The organism is Marinomonas balearica (assembly GCF_004362145.1).
GTDB classification, from domain to species: domain Bacteria; phylum Pseudomonadota; class Gammaproteobacteria; order Pseudomonadales; family Marinomonadaceae; genus Marinomonas; species Marinomonas balearica.
In genome coordinates, this window is record NZ_SNXC01000001.1 from 63,396 (window position 1) to 87,765 (window position 24,370).

Genomic DNA, 24,370 nt, shown 5'->3' on the forward strand with positions numbered 1-24,370 from the left:
GGAAATTCACACAGTAAAGCGTTTTACCTGAGCCGATAGCGTATCCGAATTCGTCAACGTTTCTTGAACCGACTTATTTATTTTTTGGGATATATCGAGCACTTCTTTAGAGGTATGCGCAAGTGTCGTAAGGCTTTCGGTGATTTCGTCTGTTACTTGGCTTTGCTCCTCTGTTGTGCTGGCTGTTTGAGCTGTAAAATCATGAATTTCTAGCGTTGATTTTTTAACTTCGTCTATCGATTTTTTAGCCATTTCAGATCGATATTCGGTTTCCTTTACCATCGAAACGCTTTTGGTTACGACGTTATCCGCGTCACGTACGCCCTGTTTGAGGTTGGTAATCATATCTTGAATATCGACTGTGGAGTTCTGCGTTTGACTGGCTAAATGTCTTACTTCGTCAGCGACGACTGCAAACCCTCGTCCTTGTTCGCCGGCTCGTGCTGCTTCTATCGCGGCATTTAAAGCAAGTAAATTGGTTTGTTCTGCGATATTAAGGATGACATCTAAAACCGAAGCAATGTTTTCAGAATGCTTAGACAAAGATTGAATTACATTGTATGCGTGGTCAATTTGAGCTGACAATTGATTTAGCTGAACGGCAGAACGGTCTAGCATTTGAAGGCCAGCATCAGATCGATCGTTAAGCATGTTCACTTGATTGACCGTTTCAGATGCATTGTGAGCCACATCTCGCGTTGCCCCTGCCATTTCTTCTATTGCGGAAACAATAAATTCCAACGTTTCATTCTGTCGCTCACTTAATTCGGCAGATTGATTTGACGTCTGGTTTAAATATTCCATTTCCTCTCGAATATGCTCTGTACCGTAGCGTACCTCTCGAATAATACCGGCAAGCTTAGCGACAAAGTTATCCAGCTCCCGACTCAGTTCTCCGGTTTCGTCTTTCTTTTTATTATTGATTCTTTGTGTGAGGTTGCCGTCTCCACGACTGATATTCTTAACACCTTGAGTCACGCGTTTGATGGCTGAAGACATATTTCGGGGCGCAAACCAGGCAAGTAATAAACTGGATATAAGCACCAAGACTGAAAAGCTTGCGATACCAAGTTTGAAATTATCCGTTACCGTATTTATTCGTTCTTGCTCTTGGTGTGAGTATTGATCGATTAACTGTTCGGCAATGTCGTACTTGGCTCTCACGTTGGTGAAGTCATTTGCGTTTGTCGTCGTGAACAGTAAAGAGGCTTGATTGAGTTCTCCTTTATTATAAAGATCAACAATCTCGCGGGTGCCGTTTTCCCATGATCTAAACAGCACGTCGAACGAATTTAGATGATGTGTAATGCTGGAAATGTCAGACGAGATCGCTCTAAAGTTTTGCATTCTATCTTTCGCCTGCTTTGCATTGTCAAAAATACGTTGCATCGATTGCTGTTTATCGAGTTCGCTGGCTGATTTAGAAAATAGTAAATGCGTTAAGCTGACTCTTGATTGATAGAGGTCTCTGTCCGCATTTTGAACCAACAGAATGCTTTCAGAATATTTGTTTATGTTATTTTGCAAATAGTTCACGAGTTGATACGCACTTATAACCAGAATCAAAAATAGCGTGGTGAGTGCACCGAAAGCCAATGTGTATTGCCCTCGAATACTATTAAGTGTGTTTTCCATCGTCATAATCCTTTAATTTTTGTGTTAAACAACAAATCGTTTTACTTGCCCTGCTAGCTCATCTGAATTCGACAATGTTTCTTGAACCGATTGGCTCACTTTTGTCGATATGTCGAGTACTTCCTTGGACATAGTGGATAACATGGATAAGTTTTCATTGATTTCATCCGTTACTTTACTTTGTTCCTCTGTGGCGCTTGCTGTTTGAGTTGTAATGTCATAAATCTGCTCAGCCGCTTTCTTGACTTCCAGTATAGATTGTTTGGTTTCCTGCGATAAATCCTGAGTAGAATTCGCCATTTGGACACTTTCATTAATGGCAACGACGGCTCCTCGAACGCCTGATTGCAAATCATCGATCATGGATTGAATATCGCTGGTGGAGTTTTGGGTTTTACTCGCAAGGTTACGTACTTCGTCAGCGACCACGGCGAATCCACGACCTTGCTCTCCTGCTCGTGCGGCTTCAATTGCGGCATTAAGTGCCAGCAAATTCGTTTGTTCCGCTATTCCCAGAATCACGTCTAATACTGATGCAATGCGTTCAGAATGCTCTGAGAGATTATTAATCACGGTGGCGGCATCGGAAACTTGGTGTGATAAGTCTGCAAGTTGTTCTACAGAGCTTTCTAACATCGCAGTGCCTTGATCCGCACAGTGCGTTAAATTGTTGACCTGATCCACTGTTTCGGACGCGTTTCGGGCGACATCTCTGGTTGCGCCACCCATTTGCTCGACCGCTGTGACCACGAAATCCAAGGCAGTGTTTTGCCTTTCACTCAATTGAGCGGATTGTGTTGCAGATTTTCCCAACGAATACATTTCTGATTGGATATGGTCACAGCCTTTACGTACCTGACCTATGAGGCTTCCGAGCTTGGATACTAGTCCATCGAGTTCGCGACTGAGTTCACCTGTTTCATCTGACTTGGTGCTGTTAATTCGTTTTGTTAAATCGCCATCGCCTTTGCTTATCTCTACCACTCCTGTAGTTACACGTTTAATCGCGTTAGAAATGTTTCTCGGTGCGTACCATGCCAAACTTACGCTAATAAGTAGGACGATTGTCGCAAGCGCCGCAACCGACGTTTTAAATGCATTTGTGAACGCGTCAATTTCCTGTTTTTCCAAATGAGCGTGTTTGTCTATTAATTCTTCAGAGATGTCATAAAGGCTTCGTAAGGAAAGAAAGAGTTGTTCGTTACTGTCGATAAATTGAAGGGTTGCGAGGTCTGCTTCCCCCTTTTTCAGGTGATCTAAAATGCTGTTTGAGTCGCTGTTCCAGCGTTCGTACCGGGTTTCAAAGTCGCGTAGTGTGTTTTGTACCTCGTTGATATCTTTGGTCAGTGCAATAAACGATATCATACGGTCGTAGGCTTGTTGTGCGTTTGAATACGCTTGCTCTTGCAGCTCTTTCCGGTTTGCATCAGTCAACTTGGCTTCTGCAAATAAAAGCGACGCCATAGCAAGGCGAGACTGATACAAATCTCGGTCTGCATTTTGAACAAGAGACAGCCCTGAGCTGTATTTACCTACGTTTGTTTGAAGGTGTGTAACCAGTGCATGAGTTGTGAGTACAACAAGTAAAAAAACCGCACTCAACCCACTAAAAGCGAGAGTATAGCGACTGCGGATACTCGATAATGCCTGCATTATAAATCCCTCTTTCATCCTTTGAATTGCCGTGATAGTTACAACGTGGTCACGAGTTGTTTTTGTAGGTCACTGCATTTGTTCTAAGGGAACGCATTGCTATTGATCAAAGCGTTGAAGGAACAAGGCCTAACAAGAATATTACAAGTTTAAAGATGGCATGGATTTCAATTCTGACAAGGTGAAATGCAAGCAAATCGTTATATTTGTGTTTCATTATGTAATTGGGCTGTTGACACGCTTTGGTATTTGAACTTCTAAAATTAGACTCAAAGATCTCAGTGTTTGCTCAGAATACGTTTACGAATTCACCGCCCAATTCGCGGCGTTGGTATACAGCATTATTAGCGAATAACGTACTCGTTGTTGTTTTTAAATAGAGAGGAGATAGGGGGAGTCGATAAGCATGGTTTATAGCATGTATGGTGCTTCAAAAAGTTCATTTCTTTTGTACTTGCGTGTAAGTGATGTTGATCGACGAAGCTTTTTTTTGGAGAAGAACAAACTCCGGGGCTGAATATTTTGATGACTATAACGACCCTTCAGGTTCCGGTTATCTCTAATCCAAAAAAAGGCCAACATGAGTTGGCCTTTTTTTGCTTCTATAACTGATTGATGTTTTGTTGTTTTACGTAGATTAAGCCAATGGCCCACCAAGAATGGTGTTTTTTAGGCCGTTTATGATGCCTTCACCGGATTCTTCTTTCAGCTCATCGTACCACGCTTGAGTTTCGGTCATGTTTTTCCCATGCGTGACATCACAGCGTTTTCTGGCTTTTAACACTAGGTCTTTTACTCGGAATCGACGCAATGCTTCGTATTCTTTGAGCGCAGTCTCAATGTCTGTGGTTTTCGCGAAGCATTGCCCTAATACAACGGCGTCTTCAAGAGCAGAGCAGCCACCTTGACCAATGTCGGGTGTCGTGCTGTGAGCAGAATCGCCCAATAGCGCAATCTTTCCATTTACGAGTTGATCGAACGGTTCGATGTCGTGTATTTCAATGCGGTTTGTGGTTTGTGGATCAATTGCATCAATCAGTTTTTGTACTGGTGCCGTCCATCCGTTGAAATAGCGTTTGAGATCTTGCTTCACAGTGGTTCTGTCTTCAGCTAAACCGAGTGGCAGCGGAACATCGAAAAAGAAATAGAAGCGTTTATTCGCGATCGGCATGATTGAAACACGTTTACCTTCACCGACAAACATAGTCCACTGATTGTGAGGGGCGATTTCCTCGTCTACATCGACTAAGCCATTCCAATTTACATAGTCGGCGTAACGTCGTTCTACTTCATAGCCTAATACATGTTTGCGTGCTTTTGAGTGTGTACCGTCTGCTGCAACGACAAAGTCTCCTTCGGCGCAACTGCCATCCGTAAAGTACGCAATGACGCCGCTCTCAGTTTGCTCTAGGGAGTCCAAGCGCTTTCCGAAATGAATGTTTTGTCTTCCCCACCAGTCGATCATTTGGCTTTGTAAATCGGTTCTGGATACTGGACAAGGGCGTTCACCAACGGCCTCTACAAGGGGTGAAAGGCTAAATTGGGTCATAAGGCTGTTACTTAGCCCGTCCTTGTACGCCATGTAATGCATCGGTCCGCCTAGGCGATCCATAATGTCGCCCATACCTAGGTGGTTCATGCATTTTACGCCATTGGACCAAATTGAAATCGCAGCACCGGCGGGTCTTACTTCCTTTACCGCTTCAAAAATTTCACATTCAATGCCTTGTTGTTTTAATGCGGCAGCAGCAGCTACTCCACCTATTCCAGCACCAATAATTAACGCTTTCATTATGTGCACTCCTTTCGAATTCGTATTGTTATGAGAGACCTTTGCACGACTACTACGCTCTCCAATACAGTGTTAAAAAGAGACTTAAAATGCTCATTTATAACGTATAAACTCCGCTTTTTCGTCTATTTTTGCCTTGTCTTGGCTTTGCTCGTGACTTCGTGCAAAGGTCTCTATGAATTCGAAAGGGGCAAATTTCATGCCTTATGAGGCTTGCTGGAGTATTTTTTATTGTGTAACAATGAAATTATTATATTTGACCGATCGTTTAGGAATTTATCTGATTCAATGATTTCATAGTACGTTGGTTTGTTGGTGGTTATTTGCTCATGGATGGTGCGAATGGCGACGAATTCCGATTGATCAGGGCGATGATGGTGCGCTTCTTCGTTGCAATTCTAACTGCCTCGGTAGGTGCTGTAGGAGAATGGAGAGACGAGCAAGGGAACGTGGTAGTGAGCCTCTAAATCATTAATACCAAATCGAATGACGACAACATCCAAAAAGCGTGGTTCTGGTAGCTCTACTCCTTCATTCGCATAGTACTCACCGATATCGAATTCTAGCTCGTATGTTCCGATTTCAAACGTCTGTTCGGTCAAAATTGGGCTGTCGCATCGTCCATCATAGTTTGATGTGGTATCTGTTATAAGAATCCGCTCGCTGGCCTCGCCAATGGCGTAGAGGCGAATGTTGACGCTTTCAGCAGGTTTGCCGTTGGCTGTGTCTAAAATATGTGTAGTAAGATAACCCATGGAAGATCCTAAATTGTTAAGCAATATTAGCGACGTTTTTATGTGATAAAACATACACCAACAAAATTTGTGCCACTGACAGCGCCAACACAAGTATATAAGGTAATAATAGCCAATAAATAGGAGGATGACAGTGATGATAGACGACGCAAATGAAAGTAAGTTAGTAGCACTCACTAAACTAAAGAAAGCGGAATTTGTTCGTGTATTAGGAAGCATTTATGAGCATTCGCAGTGGGTGGCTGAAACGCTGTTTGACCATGCTCCTTTGTCTTTCAACTCGACAAAGGAGTTAAAAGATCGAATGAGATTGATTGTTGAAAACAGTACTCAGGAACAAAAATTGGCTCTGCTCAATGCTCATCCAGACTTGGCAGGCAAAGCCGCTTTGGCCGGCGAATTAACCGACAGCTCTACACAAGAGCAAGCGGGGGCAGGTTTAGATCAATGTACCACAGAAGAATTAGCGCGTTTTATGGATCTCAATAATGAATACAAACAGAAGTTTGAGTTCCCGTTCATTATGGCGGTAAAAGGGGCAACGAAAGATCAGATTTTAGAAGGATTTGAGAAAAGAACACCGAACGACTGGCAAACGGAGTTCGATACTGCCATTCAAGAAGTCCACAAAATTGCTGGCTTTAGGCTTGATGCGTTATCGATGTAAACTTGATAACTCTCACGGTTAGGCTTAGGAGATAAGCAAGTTCAATGTCTCTCGTCTGAATTATAACGCCGAAGTCATGCGCGAAATCAGTGGACTTATTCTCAGCTTCCTTAATACTTAGCGTAGATGTTTTTTTAAACTGAAAGGGCGACGGTATGGCAACAATATTGTGTTACGGCGATTCTCTCACTTGGGGCGCGGTGCCGAATGGCGGCCGTTATATGAAACAGCTTCGTTGGACTAGCATCCTTGACGAGTTGCTCGATAAAGAACATCAGGTGATTAATTTCGGTCTTCCTGGGAGAACCACTCTTTGGGAAGATCCGTTTCGTGACGGACGTGTTGGCGTAACCTACATTCAAGCTGCATTGGAGACATTTGGTCCCGTCGATGTTTTGATTATTATGTTAGGAACAAACGACTTAAAACGACATTTTAATGTGGGGGCTTTTGAGGCTGCGAAAGGCGTCGAAAAAATCATAGAAAAGGCTCGAATGCCCAATAGCCAAGACTTTCCGGCACCTAACATTATTGTAGTTGCCCCCCCAAATATCATGTCACCAACCGGAGACATGGCGGAAACGTTTTCTGGCGCAGTAGAAAAATCCCAATACTTCCACCAGCATTACCAAAACATGGCAATGAACAACGATTGTCTATTCCTTAACGCGGCAGGTGTGCTGCAAGCGAGTCAGGCTGACGGCGTTCATTTGGATACGAATGGCAACAAGTTATTGGCCGAAGCATTAGAGCCATTCGTTGTGAAGTTATTGAGCTAAGAGTGGGGCGGTCTAGACGAGAGGTACTTGCTGCGTAATACAGTGTAGATTGCCTCCACCGAGTACGATTTCACGGGCGGGAATGCCAATCACTTCTCGCTCGGGGAAAATGTTTTGCAGTATTTGCTTTGCTTCATCGTCGTGTTCTTCATCCAACAACGGAAAGAAAATCGCCTTATTCGTAATCAGAAAGTTGGCGTATGACGCACCTAATCGCTCGCCTTTGTGACGCTCCATCCGTTCTGTCTGAATGATGCCATTGGCTTCTTCTTCTGTAATGAAGAGCGGTCCAGGCATGGGCAGTTTATGAACAACGATTTGTCTTCCTTGGGCGTCTTTTTCTAAAGAAAGTACGTCTAATGCAGCTTGGCTAATGTTGTATTGAGGGTCTTCTGGATCATCACAAACCGTGATGATGACTTCACCAGGACGCACTATGTGCAATATATTATCCACGTGGCCGTTGGTTTCGTCGTCAAACAGCCCTTGATCAAGCCATACGATCTTCTTTGCACCTAGGTAATCATAGAGGTTTTGTTCGATCTGCTCTTTTGACAGTGTTGGGTTGCGACTGGGGTGCAAAAGGCATTCGGACGTTGTATAAACAGTGCCTTCACCATCGCAGTGTATGGAACCACCTTCTAAAATAAATGGGGCTTTATATGCGGCAGTTTGTTCTACATCGGCGACTTGCTTGGCGATTAACTCGTCGTCAGACCAGTTTTCATAAAGACCATCTAGCTCGCCGCCCCAAGCGTTAAAGTGCCAATCGACAGCACGCTTCTCTCCTTGATCATTGATAACGAATGTTGGACCGACATCTCGCATCCAAGCGTCGTTCGATTTCATGGTATACAGCGTGACAGTCTTTGGAAGTCGTTGCCTCGCTTCGTTTAAACGTTCTGGAGACACGGCAACTTTTACTTCGACATACTCGGACAGTTTCGTAATAAAACGTGCAAATGTCGCTTGCCCAGGTTTTGCGTTTTCTCGCCAGTTGTCTGGGCGCTCTGGCCATATTAGCCAAACACTCGAGTGAGGATGATGTTCCCCTGGCATATGAAAGCCGTCTTGTGCTGGTGTCGACGCTAGATATTCTTTTGTTAAATGACTGTTTTCGATGGACATGGTGATACCTGCTTCCCTTATTTTACATTGCCGTCTAACGTTTTAATTACATCGTAATGCTCAGGACGGCGGTCGCGGAAAAGACCCCATGCCTGACGTTGGAAGCGTATTTCGCTCAGATCAAAAGTATGAACTAAAATGCTTTCAGACGTTCGGTCTGCTTGCTTGACGAGGTTTCCTGTTTCATCACATATGAACGAAGAACCAAAGAAGGTCATACTTAGATCGCGGTGTTGCGCCTCTTCTTTACCTATGCGGTTGGAGGCAATGACGGGGATCATATTTGCGGCTGCGTGGCCTCGCATTACGTTGGTCCAGTGCGGCATACTGTCCATATCGGGTTGACTCGGTTCACTGCCAATGGCGGTAGGGAACAGTAAAATATCAGCGCCCATTAATGCCATTGAACGTGCAGTTTCAGGGAACCATTGATCCCAACAGATACCAACGCCAATCTTTCCGTATTGTGTGTTCCAAACTTTAAAGCCTGTATCGCCAGGGCTAAAATAGTATTTCTCTAAGTAGCCATCGCTGTCTGGGATATGAGTTTTACGATATACACCTAACAAACTGCCATCGGCGTCAATCATTGCTACGGAATTAAAGCGAACTTGCCCCGCTTGCTCATACCAACTAAAAGGTAATACCACGTTCAGTTCTTTGGCCAGCGCTTGCATGCGATGAAACATCTCATTTTCTTCAAGCGTCGTCGCTAACATCGTATAGGGTTCATGAATTTCAATACAAAAGTAAGGTAGTTCAAACAGCTCTTGTATAAGAATAACTTGAGCACCTTGCGCCGCGGCTTGTCGAACGAGTGATTCTGCTCGATCCATGTTTTCTGCTTTGTTCCAAGTGCAGTGCATTTGTGTTGCTGCAACCGTCATTTTGCTCATTTTCGACGCCTCTTTTTCGAGTTATTAATCTAGTGTCTATTCTTTTTAGTGGTATTCGGATTATTCTGGAAGTGCTAATTTTGATTCTCAGTATGAGAAAAACTAATAACATTGGGAAAGTGTCAATACGTTCCCCCTAGAATTTGTACACGGGATTAAGCCATGGACATAGACATTCAGCAACTTAGATTACTGACCGTATTGGCCGAAGAGGGTAATTTATCTCGTGCTGCGGACAAGCTGTTTATGAGTCAGTCTGCTGCCAGTCACATTCTGGCAAAGTTGCGTCAGCGTTTAGATGACCCGTTGTTCGTTAAAACTCGCATGGGAATGGAGCCATCGCCACTTACGTTAAGTTTATTGCCTGATTTGCAAAAAGGGCTTAACAGTATCGAGATGGCGCTTTCTCGAGCGAAGCCTTTCAACCCAGTATTGGACGCAAAAACCTTTAATGTCGCCGCCGTGGACTACTTTGAGTTTTTTGCATTGCCTCAGCTTGTACCTGTGTTGGAAAAAGAAGCGCCTAACGTTCGAATCGCCATTGAAATCTTGCCAGAGAAACGCCAGCGTGAGCGCTTAGAGTCCGGTGATATTGAAATGATCATCAGTGTTGATCAACCTTCCACTGTGCCTAAGTATTATCAAAGGTACGATTGGCTGGATGATCCACTTGTCGGAATCGTTGCCGAGGGTTCTCATTTGCCTGAAGCACTGACGTTAAAACAGTTTCTCGAAACGCCACATATTCATTTGCCTAATGCGTCGACGGACCCTATCGACGACTGGCTCTTACAACAGCATCAGGCACGGCAGATTGCAATGATTGTCCAAAGTTACGCAATAGGCGGCATGGTCACCGCGAAATCGAGTTATCTAATGTGTGTGCCATCTCGGATTGCGACGTCTCTCTTAACTATGTTGCCGTTACGCCAGGTTGCGCTTCCCGACGGTGTTCCTCCATTAAAATTAAGTTTAACGACGCATCACAGGTTTGATAATCAAGACAGCGTACAATGGTTAATTCGTCAAATACTCACATTAAAATAGCGTGATACCTCCTAAGGGATATAGTTTTACTTAAAGCATGTCGGTAGCTTTAGATGTATTGAAAAAGTAAATGTGTCCAAAAGGCGGGTATCCATACTTAATTATACCCAATACACCACATTTAGCGCACGATACAGGAAGAAATTATGAAAACTTACCAAGAATGGCTGTCTCTTCGTGACGAGCTAATCAGTCAAGATCGATTGCCTTATATGGCCTATATTGATGGTGCGTATGTTTCCGCCGTGAATGGTGAAACATTTGATTGTATTAATCCAACCGATGAGTTGTTGTTAGCCAAAGTAGCAAGCTGCGATGAAGACGATGTGAACGTCGCGGTAGAAACTGCTAAGAATGCGTTTAAAAGCGGTGTTTGGTCGACAATGGCGCCAGGCAAGCGCAAGCGTATCCTTCAGAAATGGGCGGATTTACTAGAAACGCATAAAGACGAGTTAGCCTTAATTGATACACTGGATATGGGTAAGTCGATTAATGAAATGGTCAATATTGATGTGCCCGATTCCATTGATGCTTTGCGTTGGTCGGCAGAATGTATCGATAAATTGTATGGTGAAATTGCGCCTACAGACCCCAAAAACCTTGCTTTGATCACACGTGAGCCTTTGGGTGTAGTTGCAACGATAACGCCCTGGAATTATCCACTCATGATGGTGATGTGGAAAATTTCTGCGGCATTGGCAGCGGGGAATTGCATCGTGCTGAAACCTTCTGAAAAATCGCCTTTGAGTGCGCTTCGCATTGCGCAACTGGCGACACAGGCTGGTTTGCCTGACGGTGTGTTTAATGTTCTCCCAGGCTTTGGACACACTGCGGGTAAAGCCCTCGCATTGCATATGGATGTGACGACACTTGCGTTTACAGGATCTAGCCGAGTTGCTGGCTTGTTGATGCAATATGCGGGGCAATCCAACATGAAACGTGTATGGCTGGAAGCGGGCGGTAAATCACCTTGTATTATATTTTCGGACTGCAAGGATATCGAAGCGGCTGCTGAAGGAGCAGCGTCTGCGATCTTTACTAATCAAGGTGAAGTTTGCATTGCCTGCTCGCGTTTGTATGTGCATGACAGTATTAAAGATGAATTTATGGCCGCGTTGTTACGTGCGGCGAAAACATATCAACCTGGCGACCCATTGAACCCTGCAACCAAGATGGGGCCAATGGTGGATAAAGCGCAACTAGAAACCGTAACGCGCTATATCCAAAGTGCGAAAGAAGAGGGGGCAAACCTATTATTGGGCGGCGAGCCAGATTATTTAGAAGGCAATGGTTTCTTTGCGAAGCCAACGATTTTTGATCATGCGGATAATGGCATGACCTTTGTTCAAGAAGAAGTATTTGGTCCTGTGTTGGCGATTCAAACTTTCCAGACAGAAGACGAAGCGATTGCATTGGCGAACGACTCTAAGTATGGCTTGGGCGCAGCCATTTGGACGGCGGATCTATCAAGAGCACATCGTGTTAGTCGGTTATTAGAGTCGGGCATGGTGTGGGTGAATACGTGGGGTGACGGCGATACGACGGTGCCTTTTGGCGGTGTAAAAACGTCTGGTAATGGTCGAGACAAATCCTGGCATGCGCTAGAAAAATACACCGTAGTGAAATATACCTGCATTCGATTGTAAATTTTTTGTTGTGCTTAACCTTCGTTCGGACTGTGTTTTTAACGATAGTTCGGCTGCTTTATTAGGAGTTAATTCATGTCAGGGCCCTCACATATTGATTCGTATTATGCGGCATCCGCTAACGATAAAAAGGTTAGACCTAAGCTAGAAGGTGAGCATCAGTGCGATGTTTGCGTTGTAGGTGCTGGATTTACAGGAATCTCTACCGCGCTCAGTCTTGCTGAGCGTGGTAAACGCGTTGTTGTTTTAGAAGGAACACGTATTGGGTTTGGTGCGTCAGGTCGAAACGGAGGGCAAATCGTAAACAGCTTTAACCGTGATATTGATTACATCACTCGCACGTATGGTGAAGACATCGGCCAAAAAATGGGAAGGATGGCGTTTGCTGGCTCAGAGCTGATTCGAGAACGAATAAAAAAGTACAACATCGATTGTGATGTAAAGCATGGCAATGTTTTTGCGGCCTGCAACAAAAAGCAATTCGAGGACTTAAAGTCGAAGAAAGCGCTTTGGGAAGCGCACGGTCACAACGACTTGGAACTTCTGTCTGCGTCTTCGATTCAAGATCATATTGGGTCGGATCGCTACGCAGGCGGTTTGCTCGACCGTAAAGGGGGACATATTCAGCCTCTGAATTTAGTTCTCGGTCAGGCGCAAGCACTGGAATCCCTCAGTGGCATTATCTTTGAAGATTCAAAGGCCATTCGAATCGAACAAGGCACACCTGCGAAAGTGGTGACAGAACATGGTGTAGTGGTCGCAGATACCGTTGTGGTTGCAGGTAACGCTTACTTATTAGGTTTGATTCCAGAAGTCGAGAAGAAAGCCATGCCCTGTGGTACTAAAATGGTTGCGACTAAAATTTTGCCTGAAGAACTTCAACAGCAACTGCTTCCAACGGGGTATTGTGTCGAGGACTGCAATTATCTGCTGGACTACTTCCGTTTATCCGGTGATGGGCGTCTTATATACGGTGGAGGCACCTCGTATGGCGCACGTGAACCGGGCAAAATTGAACAGCTGATCGTTCCCAAAATGTTGAAAACCTTCCCATACCTGAAAGATGTGAAGATCGATTTTGAGTGGACGGGCAACTTTTTGCTGACGCTGTTGAGGATGCCGCAAGTTGGTTGTATTGGCGATAACCTGTTTTACGCTCAAGGTTATTCCGGTCACGGTGTCACAAATTCTCACCTAATGGGTGTGATTTTGGCGGATGCGATCGAAGGTGACCGAGAGCGTTACGATGTCTTCGCTAGTATGCCTCAGTATCCGTTCCCGGGCGGGCGTATGTTGAGGGTGCCTTACACTGCCATAGGTGCGTCTTATTATATTATGCGTGACAAATTGGGTATTTAAACCGAGGTTCCTCGTGAAGCGCGAAGGGGAGAAAGGGCCTTCTCACCGGCGTGTTTTGAACATGTCTTGATAGAAAGTAGCCCCCTAACTTTTTTCAGAGGGCTACTATGTCATCACTGTTCGTTATCAATACAAGTGTTGTTGTGATGGTATTTATTAACGATGTTATTTGTTGATTGTAACGCCATGGCTGCTGGTGTTGTTCCCTTTACCATTACCTTTTAACAGGACGCTGCTTAGGTTTACCGAACCTTGTGCTTCTTCAGACGTCGTTTCATCTTCAACTAACCACTGCTCGATTTTTGCTCCGTACTTTTTGCTGTTTGTCACACTAACGTTGTTTAGCGCGACTTCGATTTGACCTTTGCCAAGCTCGGTAAATTGAATGCCGTCATCTTGGCTGTGATCGATGCTGACGTTGGATAGCGTGGCATTAATGCCGCCTGCGTTTTCTTCGTCTAATTTGATGGCTTCGTCATCAATGTAGGAAGCGAAGACGTTGTTGATTGTTGCTAGAATACTGCCGTTGCCTGTTTCATCAAAATCCAAACCTTCGTCACGGTTTATGGTTAATCTGTAAGTTATTTAGCGTCACAATTAAATCACCGTCGTCGCCGTCATCTATATCGAATCCGTCGTCTAGATCTTTTTCGTTGTATGCGCCGTTGTTGTTAATAGCCACGTTGTTCATTGTCGCGTTGACATCGCCTGCGCCAGCTTCGTCTAATTCAATGCCGTCGCCGCCGTTACCAATAATGTTGGTGTTGACGATGGTAGCGGTAATGCTCCCTTGTGCACGCTCGTCAACACGAATGCTGTCAAAGTCAATTGCACCAGTACCGTTAGCGATAAAGTTAGAGTTGCGGATGTCTAGTTTGATACCAATCGCAGACCCTAAGTCACCGTCGTCCAATTAACTTAGATTGTCATCAAGGTGCAAGCCGTACAGAGACGATCCTTTTACATTGACGTTGTTGAGCGTCATGTGAAGGTCTTTGCCTTTGGCATTTTCTGGTACGGTGACGACAATGCCTCGGGTATGGCTATCGACCGCTGATAGTGATGTCTGCAGCGGTTTTAAAAACGAGCGTGCCATCATTTGTTCGAACGGTTGTTATTTTTTCTTCTTTGTCGTAAAACTCTTCGTACGTCCCTGACTTTTCGCCGTTTAGTACCGCTCCGTTTCCTTCAATAGAAAGCGCTTGCTTTCCGGTATAGATAATTGGAGAAGTAAGCGAAATGGCCGCGTCCTTTTTTAAAACAATGCTCGAGGTGCTTGAGTCACGATTTGCTTGCTTGATGGCCATATTCAGCGATGTTTCACTGTCTACTGGCTTCATGGTAAAAGCAAATGAAGAGAGCATAGCGGATAACACGGTAATACTAGGTAATACGTTGTTCATAATAACTCCGTTGTTTTAATTAGGAATGAAGGCATGAACAGGCTGAAATAGGAAACGAATTAATGACTTGCGACATCAGTTTACAATCGGACAATGATAAACATGTTGCGGTAATGCGTTGCTCGAAATGGGTTAAGTGTTATCCACGTCGTCTAGATGGTTCAAAAACAAGGTGAAGATTTCCGATTGTGTCGACGTGTTGAGTCTGGCGTGTATGTTTTTGCGGTGTACTTTCACGGTACCTGCGCTGATGCTCAATAAATCAGCAATCGCTTTAGAAGAATGACCTCGTAGGATAAGACCTAATATTTCTTGCTCGCGAGCGGTTAATACACCACGAGCGAAAGTTTTTAACGCGTGTTTTAATGCGCCTTTTTTCGGGGCTTGATCCAGATAGTCTCGTGCCTGAGCTAACCAGAATTGACCTATGAGCGCTTCAATCATTGGAAACGCAGTTTTCAAATTATTTAATTCCGTCCTGCGTATGGAGCCGACGACTTTTTTTCGACCGAGTGTAATCGCCAATGTGGTCGATTGGTCAACGGAAACAATGAGATTAATTTCATCGACTAAATCGAACTTTTTATAGCAGGTTTGAAAATACTCAGTTTCTTCAAATGAATCGGGTGCTATGTCGACTAATCGGCTGATACCTGGGTTTACGCCGTTTTGAATCGCATTGAAGAGTGGATCAAGAATGTACGCTTTGTTGAGATATAGCTTTAGTGAAGGGCTATGCTCAGCTGGGTCAAGAGGATGAATAAGAACCGGTCTAAGGGACTTTTTATAAGAGACAATCAAAATGGTGTCGAAGTAACATAAACTGCTTAGAAAGCTTTCCATAACGACGGGAAAGCTGTGAACACGCAAATGAGTGGTCAATACCGCAAGGTCTTTGATTAGGCTTGATGTGTCCACTTGTGTCTTGTGCATTTCGAGTGTTCCTATGCTGGGTGCGTTAGCAGGTTATTGTTATTCAATTTATGTACATTATGATTTTAAACTCGTCAGTGTTCCCTGATATCAATAACGGTTCTGCATGTTCGTCACAAAACGTTCAATGCTGCATCTCGCTGAAAAGGCGCCTAATAAAAATAGTAATGGAATCAGGTGTAAAGTACATATACCCACTCGGGGATAGTTACTCTTCCTGTTTGTAACGGGTAAGGTGATATATATCAAGTGAAAGTCAGTGTCATTGAACCCGTGAATGAAAATTTACCGTGGCTTGAAATTCATGACGTTCAATACATGTTTTATAACGACAAACTTCAGAGAATGACTATGTCTATTGTACAAGAAGGGAATGAATTTGATCTATTTATTACGGATTTAAATGGAAATTTACGTGGTAAGCGCATTCCCGCATCTGGTCTGAAAGGCGTCATGACACAAGGCGTTAACTTACCTCAATCTGTAATTGGCTTTGATCACTGGGGGGACGATGTTGTTGAAAATGGCTTGGTATTTGAAACAGGTGACAGCGATGGTATCTGCCTTCCTGTACATGCAGATCCTATCACTGTTCCTTGGGCCGCTGAGCCGAGAGATCAAATTCTCGCTATGATGTATAACCCCGACGGCACGCCATTTATGTGCGATCCGCGTCAGATTCTAAATAATATAGTGGAACGTTTTAAAACGCTTGGTTATACCCCTGTTGTCGCGACCGAGCTTGAGTTCTATTTGTTGGACGGAGATTCCGAGTCTAAGAAACGACCTGCTGAGCCGACGATGACAGAAGGAAGTCGCAGCACGCTTACTCAAACGGATTGTTACTCTATCGAAGAGATGGATGGGCTAACGGGTTTCTTTACCGACGTGCGAAATGCGTGTGATGAACAGGGTATTCCTGCGGATACGATCATTTCAGAACTCGGGCCGGGTCAGTTCGAAATTAATATGAATCATACATCCAATGCCGTTCAAGCGGCAGATCATGCGAATCTATTTAAGCGTTTGGTGAAAGGTGTTGCGCGCACACATGGCTTCGGAGCGACGTTTATGGCGAAACCTTACCCGCAAAAAAGCGGCAATGGTTTCCACGTTCACTTTAGTTTAATCGACAATGATGGTAAGAACGTTTTTGATGACGGAACTGAAAAAGGCTCTGAATTGCTTCGCCGCGCGGTAGCCGGATTGCTGAATCGCATGTCCGATAGTATGTTGATTTTCGCTCCGCATTTGAATTCGTATCGTCGTTTTCAATTAGGTACCCATGCGCCAACCTTTGCTAGCTGGGGGTATGAGAACCGCACAGTATCGGTTCGTATTCCTGAAAGCCCATGTGTTGCTCGCCGTATTGAACATCGCGTTTCGGGGGCGGATGCCAACCCTTATCTCGTATTGGCTGCAGTATTAGGAGCGGCGTTATATGGCATTGAGCAAAAGCTTTCGCCGCCAAGTCCGATAGAAGGCGACGCCTATGCCTTAGCTGATCAGCATGAAACCCTTCCAAATCGCTGGGAGTTGGCTTCGGAGTCATTCAAAGACAGCAGTTTCGTAAAGGACTATCTAGGTGAATCTTTTGTTCGTGTTTTCGCTGCGGCAAAAGAGCAGGAGCAAAGTAAGATATTTAGTCAAATATCAAACGTTGAATATGAAGCCTATTTATAGGCTTTATACTCACAACGCGAAAACTAATAATAATTATCCGCTATCGCTATTCGTTATCACAAAAGAAACCAACGAGGAAAGCAGAAGGTAAGTCTAATAATTTTCACTTTACCAAATGCCTCCTTAAACTGGAGAAACTCTATGCAAAAGAAATACTTAGGAAACATCTTGTTGAAAACTATGGTTATCGGCAGTAGCACTCTTTTTGGGGCTGCTCAAGCTCAAGATGTCGTCAACGTTTATAACTGGTCAGACTACATGGCACCAGACGCAATGGAGAAGTTTGAAGCGGAGACCGGCATTAAAGTAAACTACGATGTGTATGACAGTAATGAAGTCTTAGAAGCGAAACTGATGGCGGGCAGCACGGGGTACGATCTAGTTTTCCCTTCAAATTCATTTGTTGAACGCCAAATAAAAGCTGGGATTTATCAACCAATTGATAAGTCTAAGCTAAGCAATACGGGCAATATTGACCCTATTACTGCAAAGCAAATTGAATTGCATGATCCAGGTAATGAATACAATATTCCGTATGCTGGTGGCACGATTGGCATCGGCTACAACGTTAAAATGATTGAAGAGCGTTTAGAAACAAAAGACATTGATTCGTTAGATGTGCTTTTTAATCCTGACATTGCGGCGAAACTAGCGGATTGTGGTATCGGTATATTAGACTCTCCTGCTGAGGTGATGGCCGTGGTGAACAACTACCGTGGTGTTAACCCGAACTCCGAAGATCGTTCAGAGTTGAAACAGTCCGCAAAATTGCTTTCTGCTGCTCGTTCTTCTTATAAATATTTCCACTCTAGTAAATACATTGCAGATTTAGCCAACGGTGATGTTTGTATTGCTCTTGGTTACAACGGTGACATTCTTCAGTCCCAATCTCGTGCAGAAGAAGCAGGACAGGGCGTTGACATCAAGTACGTGATTCCAAAAGAAGGTACTGTCGCTTGGTATGACGTGATGGCAATACCTAAAGACGCGCCACATCCAGAAGCGGCCTACAAGTTAATAGACTTTATTCTTAAAGGTGAAACGGCGGCTGCAATATCTAATTTCGTGTATTACGCGGTACCCAACATTGCAGCGGTGCCATTGCTAGATGAAGAAGTGAAAAGCAACAAAGGCATTTACCCAACTAAAGCCGTGCAAGAAAAGCTATTTGTTCAAATCGCTCATACGTCTCGATTCGACCGTTCTTTAACTAGAGCATGGCAATCTGTTAAAACAGGTCGTTAATACGGTATCGATCATTATATTATTAGGCGTAGGGACGCGACAATATTATTAGCGCTCCCCATTTTCTTCTAATGTCTATAGAATCGAATACATGAGTTAAATTCACATAATGGGTCTGTCTAAAAGTCTGTCGCCTTAATGTGCTCCGCTTAAGTCTTAGTTGTACTATGGCGGAGATCTAAGTCATATCAGATTTAAGTGATGCAAGGTTGCTTTTAGAGGTCTCGTTTTGAACCTATATTGCACTGGTGAGCTATGTCTTTGTCCTCGGTACCTGAGTCTATATCAAGTGAAACACCTTGGCGCACGTCTGATGCGACGCCCTATGTCAAAATCGAAAAGGTTACGAAGCGGTTTGGTGACTTTACAGCAGTCGACTCTGTTTCTCTGGATATCTATAAAAATGAACTGTTTTGCCTGCTAGGAGGTTCTGGTTCAGGCAAAAGTACATTATTGAGAATGTTAGCGGGTTTTGAAGCGCCAACGTCTGGCCGAATCTTAATTGATGGCGTTGATATGTCGCACATCCCACCGTGGGAGCGCCCGGTTAATATGATGTTTCAGTCCTATGCCTTATTCCCTCATATGTCCGTAGAAGCCAATGTAGCGTTTGGTCTTAAGCGAGAAGGTGTTCCAGCCGCGCAAGTGAAAAAGCGCGTCGCGGATATATTAGACATGGTCCAACTTAGTCACTTAGCGCGACGTAAGCCGCATATGTTGTCTGGTGGTCAACGTCAGCGTGTTGCATTGGCGCGCTCGCTGGTTAAACAGCCGAAGTTGCTTCTTTTGGACGAGCCGTTGGGCGCTTTGGATAAGAAGCTAAGGGAAGAGACTCAATTTGAATTAATGCGTATCCAAGAGGAATTGGGTATCACGTTTGTGGTTGTGACGCACGATCAGGAAGAGGCAATGACCCTCGCGACTCGCATTGGTGTGATGAACAATGGCGTGATCGTTCAAACGGCCGAGCCTCATGAGGTCTACGAATACCCAAGTAACAGTTTCGTTGCTGAGTTTATTGGTAATGTAAACTTGTTTAGTGGCGTCGTGGTTGATGACGAAAGAGATAGTGTTACGATTCAATCGGATGATATGGGTGGTTTGATTAAAGTCGATCACGGTATTAGTTGTGCGCCAAACCAAACCGTGAGCGTGGCAATCCGCCCAGAAAAACTTCGTATCGCAAAGCAGTCTTTTGATTTGTTCGATAGCAATGTGAATTGCGCGAAAGGGCAGATCATTGATGTGGCGTATATGGGGAGCCAGTCAATTTACAAGGTCAAGTTGTTGAGCGGAAACGAAGTCCGCGTAACGCAGCCAAATGTCTCTCGTTCGTCGGAAGATCGTTTAACATGGGACGATCACGTTATTTTGACGTGGGATCCAGACAGTAGCGTGGTACTCACCTCATGATGAACTCGACACTGAAGAATAGCAGGCTCGTAAATCGACTTATGACTATCAATATAGGTCGTCTTTTTGTGATATTAGTGCCGATGCTTTGGCTTGCCACCTTCTTTTTTATTCCGTTTTTGGTGGTATTCAAAATCTCACTCTCTGAAGCGATCATCGCTGTCCCACCGTATTCTCCTATTTTTGAATGGGATGCGACGGATGAGTATGCCACGTTAAAAATAACGTTTGGTAACTATCTATTTCTGTTTGAGGAGTACTTTTATTTAGACGCTTACCTCAGTTCGGTCAAAATTGCGGTGATTTCAACGATCATCACGCTTCTCGTTGGTTTTCCGATTGCCTACGTTATTGCAAAAAGCTCCTCGACCATGCGCAGCATATTACTTGCGCTGGTCATTTTGCCGTTTTGGACGTCATTCCTGCTGCGTGTTTATGCGTGGATGGGGTTGTTAAAGAAAAATGGCTTAGTGAATGAGTTTTTAATGTCGATTGGCTTGATTGATCAGCCTATTCAGATGTTACAAACCGACTTTGCTGTGTATTTGGGGATTGTTTATACCTATCTTCCATTTATGATTTTGCCTCTTTATACCACGTTGGAAAAGATGGATTTAAATCTGATCGAAGCCGCTCAAGATCTCGGTGCGAAACCGTATCAGGCATTTTGTTTGGTGACCTTGCCTTTAGCCAAGCCCGGTATTATCGCTGGGTGTCTTTTAGTCTTTATTCCTGCTGTCGGTGAGTTTGTGATTCCGGCGTTGTTAGGTGGTTCAGATACGCTAATGATCGGACGGATACTATGGGATGAGTTCTTTCTCAATCGCGATTGGCCGATGGCGTCTGCTGTTGCCATTATTATGCTGATTGTCTTGGTTGGGCCGATTATGTTTATGCGTAACGGCAATAAGGAGGCGGTGTAGTGTCGAGTACGACAAAAGGTCAATCTAAGTTTTTGTTGGCGAGTGCAGGTGCGGGCTTCCTATTTCTATATGCGCCTATTATTGCCTTGATTATCTACAGTTTTAACGCGTCTAAGTTGGTGACGGTGTGGGGCGGTTGGTCGTTTAAGTGGTATGTTGCTTTGTTTCAAAACGAGCAAATCATGAACGCCGCGTGGGTCAGCTTGAAGATCGCTTTTATCAGTGCGACCTTAGCTGCGGTGTTAGGCACCATGGCGGGTTTTGTGCTGAGTCGCATGGGACTGTTTAAAGGTAAAACGTTATTGGCTGGGTGGGTTACTGCACCGCTGGTGATGCCTGAAGTGATTACAGGGCTTTCGTTACTGTTATTGTTTGTCGCAATGGAGAGTCTCTTTGGTTGGCCAGCAGGTCGCGGTATGACAACCATTATCATTGCTCATACGACCTTCTGTTTAGCGTATGTAGCGGTGGTGGTGCAATCTCGTTTAGCCTCACTTGATGTGACTTTGGAAGAAGCCGCGATGGATTTAGGGGCGAAACCCTCGTCTTTATTTTTTCTGATTACCTTGCCGTTGATTTCTCCCGCTATTGTGTCTGGCTGGTTATTGTCTTTTACTCTGTCACTCGACGATCTGGTCATCGCCAGCTTCGTATCTGGTCCAGGTAACAGTACCTTACCTATGGTGATTTTTTCCAAAGTGAGATTGGGAGTCACGCCTGAGGTGAATGCATTGGCGACACTCATGATAGTGGCAGTGACGGTTGCTGTGTTGGCTGCTGTTTTTATTATGCGTCGTCAAAATAAAATTGAGATACCTCGACACTCATGTTGGAGATAGTTAAGAAATGAAAATAGGTATTTTAGCCGCTGGTATTACACCAGACAGCCTGTTGTCTGAATACCCATCGTATGCGGATATGTTTGCTATTCAGTTAGGTAAGATTGAATCGAGTCTAGAGTTTCGCATTTACGACGTGCGTCTTGATCAGTTTCCAGAGAATGCGAAGGAATGCGATGGATGGCTTATCACAGGGTCAACCTCGAATGTCGAGGAAGCACTGCCTTGGATGCTGCAATTAGGCGATCTAATTCGTGAAATTGACGAGTCAAAACAACCTTTAGTCGGTATTTGCTTCGGCCATCAAATCATTGCTCATGCTTTAGGCGGGATAGTCGAGAAGTTTTCTGGTGGATGGGGAGTGGGAGTTCATTCCTATGTGGTAACAGACGATACTGTCCCAGATATCCCTAAAGGAGAAGTGTTGTCTATTTGCGCGTTCCATCGATATCAAGTGACTGAAATACCTTCGAGTGCGCGTGTTTTTGCGCGTTCTGACTTCTGTGAATGTGCTGGATTAATTTACGAGGATCGTATTTTGACTTTCCAAGCGCATCCTGAATTCTCGAAAATATATGAAAGCGCATTAGTGGATATGTACAGCAACGATTCACTTCCCGCAGACGTGGTGGCGAAAGCCCGAGAATCGATAGAGAAGACCGACCTTCATTCACCCGCAATGATGGATTGGATTGCGTCTTTTTTAAGTCGTAAGTTGTAGTGTCTGCTGCCTTCACTCTTTGTTATAAAGGGTGAAGGCAATACGATTTTTACTTCTCTAATCAGCCTTGCTCGAAGACCTCGATAGATTCCATTAACACTTGCCCTTCGACCACAGAGAGCGATGCTTTTTCTAAGCTGTGTGTAAACACCGTATCTGTGCAAGCAAACAGACCATTGTTAATCAATAACTCACAACTTGAAGTGTCTTTTGCTAACACGAAATCGAGGCTTTGTTGAGCTGGCATTACAAAACGCGACTGGTATGGAAACTGCTGGTTGAAGGTTGGGGATGCAGACACAACAACTTTCCGTTCTGTTTCGACAAGATAGTTAGAATCAGTGCGTGAAATGCGATAGACCAATGAATCGTCGCCAAACGGTTTAATCTCAATTCTAGAGCCGTGAGCCAGTTTGAGTTCTGCTTTTATCAGGCCATGATTAAGATCAAATTGCCAAATGCTAGGTTCAACATGTTGGACTTTTTCGTTAGAGGCTTTTGCAAATGATTCCGTGATAAACGACTGTTTCAGGCGTAAACCTTGTTCAGTCGTGACTAATGACAGCTCTCGTGGAAGTGTCATTGTGCCACGGTAGCCATCGGTTGGCACATCGTTCGCGTACAACCAGTTGCTCATCCAAGCTATTGCGATTCTTCGTCCATTTGGGGCATTAGAAAAGCTCTGCGCCGCATAGAAGTCTTTACCATAATCTAAGTAAAGCGCGTCTTCTTTTGCGTTGAGGTTCGTAAAGCGTTCCCCATCGAAGTGACCGACCATGTATTGAGTGCCACTGCCGCCAGCATGGGCTGCTCTTTGAAGCCCAATAATAAGCACCCAGCGCTCAATGCCTTGATCATCCGTAATTGGGAAGAGATCAGGACATTCCCAAGGAAGTTCATCGTGAACCCCCTCATCGTTGCCCCAAGTCGAAAGTTTGTTCCACTTAGTTAAGTTTATTGATCCATATATGCCAATACATTGCCCTTCGGTAACGACCATGATCCATTTTTCGGATGCATCATGCCAAAACACCTTTGGGTCTCGAAAGTGCTGGATGCCTTCGTTAGGGGCAACTGGGTTGATGTCTGCATGTTGTTTGAATGCTCTGCCGTCGGTACTGGTGGCAATGGACTGTGCTTGCAAACCATTGTCTTGCACTTGGGTTAATCCAATGGTGTTTGTGTATAACGAAACGAAGTTGTGAGGGCTAGGGTTTTCGAACAAGCCGGATGTATTGTTTGAATCAACGATTGAAGAGCCAGAGAAACACTGACCATTTTGATCTGGAGCCAAGGCGATTGGCAAATGTGTCCATTCTAGTAAATCGCGACTCACTGCGTGACCCCAATGCATAGGGCCCCATGTCGTGCCAAATGGATAATATTGATAAAAAAGGTGCCACTCGCCGTCCATGTAGATCAACCCGTTGGGGTCGTTAATCCAGCCAAAAGGCGCTGAAAAATGTATGGCTGGGCGAAAATTTTGATTCTTATCTGGCATGGTAGTGTCTTATTTAACGTTTCTTAATCGTTTAAGTGTTTTTTGGATTATCCATATTACGCTTTATCAATCAAGACGGGGATACGCTAAAACGCCGATGTTTTAGATGATTTTCTCTGATTTATGGATCTTATGGCTTTAAAAAAAGCATCTTATATTTAATTAGTTATATCTGGCGCGGAAAAACGTATGCGTTTTGCGTATAGGGCATATCGTTATTTCGATTGGTCATTTTAGGCGTTATACGTACTCTGTCTAGCAGCCAAACTTGTGATGTTTGCATAGGAACAGAGCAATGATTGGCTAATGGGGGCTCACGGATGAGACTGAGCCTCTCGCCTATTAATCTAAA

General features: G+C 44.3%; 22 protein-coding genes. 11 read left to right on the top strand and 11 right to left on the bottom strand.

Going from position 1 to position 24,370, the window contains the following annotated elements:
* Positions 1–6: 6 nt before the first annotated feature.
* The 4 genes from DFP79_RS00310 to uraH form a co-directional block, all read right to left on the bottom strand.
* Positions 7–1,635: a methyl-accepting chemotaxis protein gene (locus DFP79_RS00310; protein WP_133501844.1), complete on the bottom strand. Its 1,629-nt coding sequence runs from the start codon at positions 1,633–1,635 to the stop codon at positions 7–9.
* Between the two features lie 24 nt (positions 1,636–1,659).
* Positions 1,660–3,288, bottom strand: coding sequence for a methyl-accepting chemotaxis protein (locus DFP79_RS00315; RefSeq protein ID WP_133501846.1), 1,629 nt, complete (start codon positions 3,286–3,288; stop codon positions 1,660–1,662).
* 637 nt (positions 3,289–3,925) lie between these two features.
* On the bottom strand, positions 3,926–5,080 hold the full coding sequence (hpxO, locus tag DFP79_RS00320) for an FAD-dependent urate hydroxylase HpxO (RefSeq protein WP_133501848.1): 1,155 nt from the start codon (positions 5,078–5,080) through the stop codon (positions 3,926–3,928).
* A gap of 398 nt (positions 5,081–5,478) precedes the next feature.
* Entirely contained in the window at positions 5,479–5,835 is a 357-nt protein-coding gene (gene uraH, locus DFP79_RS00325; protein WP_133501850.1) for a hydroxyisourate hydrolase, read from the bottom strand.
* 136 nt (positions 5,836–5,971) lie between these two features.
* On the opposite strand from uraH, the gene uraD reads away from it, so the two are divergent.
* Positions 5,972–6,502: a 2-oxo-4-hydroxy-4-carboxy-5-ureidoimidazoline decarboxylase gene (uraD, locus tag DFP79_RS00330; RefSeq protein ID WP_133501909.1), complete on the top strand. Its 531-nt coding sequence runs from the start codon at positions 5,972–5,974 to the stop codon at positions 6,500–6,502.
* A gap of 155 nt (positions 6,503–6,657) precedes the next feature.
* On the top strand, positions 6,658–7,281 hold the full coding sequence (locus DFP79_RS00335; protein WP_133501852.1) for an SGNH/GDSL hydrolase family protein: 624 nt from the start codon (positions 6,658–6,660) through the stop codon (positions 7,279–7,281).
* A 12-nt stretch (positions 7,282–7,293) separates the two neighbouring features.
* Here DFP79_RS00335 and aguA read toward each other — a convergent pair whose 3' ends face one another.
* Both aguA and aguB read right to left on the bottom strand, forming a co-directional pair.
* Complete coding sequence (aguA, locus tag DFP79_RS00340; protein ID WP_133501854.1) at positions 7,294–8,409, bottom strand: agmatine deiminase; 1,116 nt, start codon at positions 8,407–8,409, stop codon at positions 7,294–7,296.
* Between the two features lie 17 nt (positions 8,410–8,426).
* Entirely contained in the window at positions 8,427–9,305 is an 879-nt protein-coding gene (aguB, locus tag DFP79_RS00345; RefSeq protein ID WP_133501856.1) for an N-carbamoylputrescine amidase, read from the bottom strand.
* 162 nt (positions 9,306–9,467) lie between these two features.
* On the opposite strand from aguB, the gene DFP79_RS00350 reads away from it, so the two are divergent.
* From DFP79_RS00350 to DFP79_RS00360, 3 genes are all read left to right on the top strand, one after another.
* Positions 9,468–10,352, top strand: coding sequence for a LysR family transcriptional regulator (locus DFP79_RS00350; RefSeq protein WP_133501858.1), 885 nt, complete (start codon positions 9,468–9,470; stop codon positions 10,350–10,352).
* 146 nt (positions 10,353–10,498) lie between these two features.
* Complete coding sequence (locus DFP79_RS00355) at positions 10,499–11,998, top strand: aldehyde dehydrogenase (RefSeq protein WP_133501860.1); 1,500 nt, start codon at positions 10,499–10,501, stop codon at positions 11,996–11,998.
* 75 nt (positions 11,999–12,073) lie between these two features.
* The gene (locus DFP79_RS00360; RefSeq protein ID WP_133501862.1) at positions 12,074–13,357 is read left to right on the top strand and encodes an NAD(P)/FAD-dependent oxidoreductase; all 1,284 of its coding nucleotides are present in this window, start codon (positions 12,074–12,076) and stop codon (positions 13,355–13,357) included.
* 165 nt (positions 13,358–13,522) lie between these two features.
* Here the strand turns inward: DFP79_RS00360 and DFP79_RS00365 are convergent, their stop codons facing one another.
* The 4 genes from DFP79_RS00365 to DFP79_RS00380 all read right to left on the bottom strand — a co-directional run bounded on the left by DFP79_RS00365 (position 13,523) and on the right by DFP79_RS00380 (position 15,693).
* Positions 13,523–13,906 (bottom strand): hypothetical protein, encoded by a 384-nt coding sequence (locus DFP79_RS00365; RefSeq protein ID WP_133501864.1) that lies wholly within the window; start codon positions 13,904–13,906, stop codon positions 13,523–13,525.
* A 7-nt stretch (positions 13,907–13,913) separates the two neighbouring features.
* Complete coding sequence (locus tag DFP79_RS00370) at positions 13,914–14,270, bottom strand: hypothetical protein (RefSeq protein WP_133501866.1); 357 nt, start codon at positions 14,268–14,270, stop codon at positions 13,914–13,916.
* Between the two features lie 130 nt (positions 14,271–14,400).
* The gene (locus DFP79_RS00375) at positions 14,401–14,760 is read right to left on the bottom strand and encodes a hypothetical protein (RefSeq protein ID WP_133501868.1); all 360 of its coding nucleotides are present in this window, start codon (positions 14,758–14,760) and stop codon (positions 14,401–14,403) included.
* A gap of 132 nt (positions 14,761–14,892) precedes the next feature.
* Entirely contained in the window at positions 14,893–15,693 is an 801-nt protein-coding gene (locus DFP79_RS00380) for a response regulator transcription factor (protein WP_133501870.1), read from the bottom strand.
* 351 nt (positions 15,694–16,044) lie between these two features.
* Between DFP79_RS00380 and DFP79_RS00385 the strand changes: the two genes are divergently transcribed.
* From DFP79_RS00385 to DFP79_RS00410, 6 genes are all read left to right on the top strand, one after another.
* Positions 16,045–17,376 (top strand): glutamine synthetase family protein, encoded by a 1,332-nt coding sequence (locus DFP79_RS00385; RefSeq protein WP_133501911.1) that lies wholly within the window; start codon positions 16,045–16,047, stop codon positions 17,374–17,376.
* Positions 17,377–17,517: 141 nt separating this feature from the next.
* Entirely contained in the window at positions 17,518–18,621 is a 1,104-nt protein-coding gene (locus DFP79_RS00390; protein ID WP_133501872.1) for a polyamine ABC transporter substrate-binding protein, read from the top strand.
* Positions 18,622–18,876: 255 nt separating this feature from the next.
* Positions 18,877–20,034 carry an ABC transporter ATP-binding protein gene (locus DFP79_RS00395; RefSeq protein WP_133501874.1) on the top strand — a complete coding sequence of 386 codons (1,158 nt, stop codon included), beginning with the start codon at positions 18,877–18,879 and terminating at the stop codon, positions 20,032–20,034.
* Positions 20,035–20,075: 41 nt separating this feature from the next.
* Positions 20,076–20,957 carry an ABC transporter permease subunit gene (locus DFP79_RS00400; protein WP_243730159.1) on the top strand — a complete coding sequence of 294 codons (882 nt, stop codon included), beginning with the start codon at positions 20,076–20,078 and terminating at the stop codon, positions 20,955–20,957.
* A complete protein-coding gene (locus tag DFP79_RS00405; RefSeq protein ID WP_133501878.1) occupies positions 20,957–21,796 on the top strand; it encodes an ABC transporter permease subunit in 840 nt (279 codons plus the stop codon). Before DFP79_RS00400 ends, DFP79_RS00405 begins: the two co-directional genes overlap by 1 nt.
* A 7-nt stretch (positions 21,797–21,803) precedes the next feature.
* Positions 21,804–22,517 carry a type 1 glutamine amidotransferase gene (locus DFP79_RS00410; RefSeq protein ID WP_133501879.1) on the top strand — a complete coding sequence of 238 codons (714 nt, stop codon included), beginning with the start codon at positions 21,804–21,806 and terminating at the stop codon, positions 22,515–22,517.
* A 61-nt stretch (positions 22,518–22,578) separates the two neighbouring features.
* Here DFP79_RS00410 and DFP79_RS00415 read toward each other — a convergent pair whose 3' ends face one another.
* Positions 22,579–24,018: a glycoside hydrolase family 32 protein gene (locus DFP79_RS00415; RefSeq protein ID WP_133501881.1), complete on the bottom strand. Its 1,440-nt coding sequence runs from the start codon at positions 24,016–24,018 to the stop codon at positions 22,579–22,581.
* Between the last annotated feature and the right edge of the window lie 352 nt (positions 24,019–24,370).

What these genes read in the sequence shown, in the direction of transcription:
- DFP79_RS00310 (WP_133501844.1), bottom strand. Translation starts at nt 1,635, where the DNA reads ATGGAAAACACACTTAATAGTATTCGAGGGCAATACACATTGGCTTTC.
- DFP79_RS00315 (WP_133501846.1), bottom strand. Translation starts at nt 3,288, where the DNA reads ATGCAGGCATTATCGAGTATCCGCAGTCGCTATACTCTCGCTTTTAGT.
- hpxO (WP_133501848.1), bottom strand. Translation starts at nt 5,080, where the DNA reads ATGAAAGCGTTAATTATTGGTGCTGGAATAGGTGGAGTAGCTGCTGCT.
- uraH (WP_133501850.1), bottom strand. Translation starts at nt 5,835, where the DNA reads ATGGGTTATCTTACTACACATATTTTAGACACAGCCAACGGCAAACCT.
- uraD (WP_133501909.1), top strand. Translation starts at nt 5,972, where the DNA reads ATGATAGACGACGCAAATGAAAGTAAGTTAGTAGCACTCACTAAACTA.
- DFP79_RS00335 (WP_133501852.1), top strand. Translation starts at nt 6,658, where the DNA reads ATGGCAACAATATTGTGTTACGGCGATTCTCTCACTTGGGGCGCGGTG.
- aguA (WP_133501854.1), bottom strand. Translation starts at nt 8,409, where the DNA reads ATGTCCATCGAAAACAGTCATTTAACAAAAGAATATCTAGCGTCGACA.
- aguB (WP_133501856.1), bottom strand. Translation starts at nt 9,305, where the DNA reads ATGAGCAAAATGACGGTTGCAGCAACACAAATGCACTGCACTTGGAAC.
- DFP79_RS00350 (WP_133501858.1), top strand. Translation starts at nt 9,468, where the DNA reads ATGGACATAGACATTCAGCAACTTAGATTACTGACCGTATTGGCCGAA.
- DFP79_RS00355 (WP_133501860.1), top strand. Translation starts at nt 10,499, where the DNA reads ATGAAAACTTACCAAGAATGGCTGTCTCTTCGTGACGAGCTAATCAGT.
- DFP79_RS00360 (WP_133501862.1), top strand. Translation starts at nt 12,074, where the DNA reads ATGTCAGGGCCCTCACATATTGATTCGTATTATGCGGCATCCGCTAAC.
- DFP79_RS00375 (WP_133501868.1), bottom strand. Translation starts at nt 14,760, where the DNA reads ATGAACAACGTATTACCTAGTATTACCGTGTTATCCGCTATGCTCTCT.
- DFP79_RS00380 (WP_133501870.1), bottom strand. Translation starts at nt 15,693, where the DNA reads ATGCACAAGACACAAGTGGACACATCAAGCCTAATCAAAGACCTTGCG.
- DFP79_RS00385 (WP_133501911.1), top strand. Translation starts at nt 16,045, where the DNA reads ATGTCTATTGTACAAGAAGGGAATGAATTTGATCTATTTATTACGGAT.
- DFP79_RS00390 (WP_133501872.1), top strand. Translation starts at nt 17,518, where the DNA reads ATGCAAAAGAAATACTTAGGAAACATCTTGTTGAAAACTATGGTTATC.
- DFP79_RS00395 (WP_133501874.1), top strand. Translation starts at nt 18,877, where the DNA reads ATGTCTTTGTCCTCGGTACCTGAGTCTATATCAAGTGAAACACCTTGG.
- DFP79_RS00400 (WP_243730159.1), top strand. Translation starts at nt 20,076, where the DNA reads ATGACTATCAATATAGGTCGTCTTTTTGTGATATTAGTGCCGATGCTT.
- DFP79_RS00410 (WP_133501879.1), top strand. Translation starts at nt 21,804, where the DNA reads ATGAAAATAGGTATTTTAGCCGCTGGTATTACACCAGACAGCCTGTTG.
- DFP79_RS00415 (WP_133501881.1), bottom strand. Translation starts at nt 24,018, where the DNA reads ATGCCAGATAAGAATCAAAATTTTCGCCCAGCCATACATTTTTCAGCG.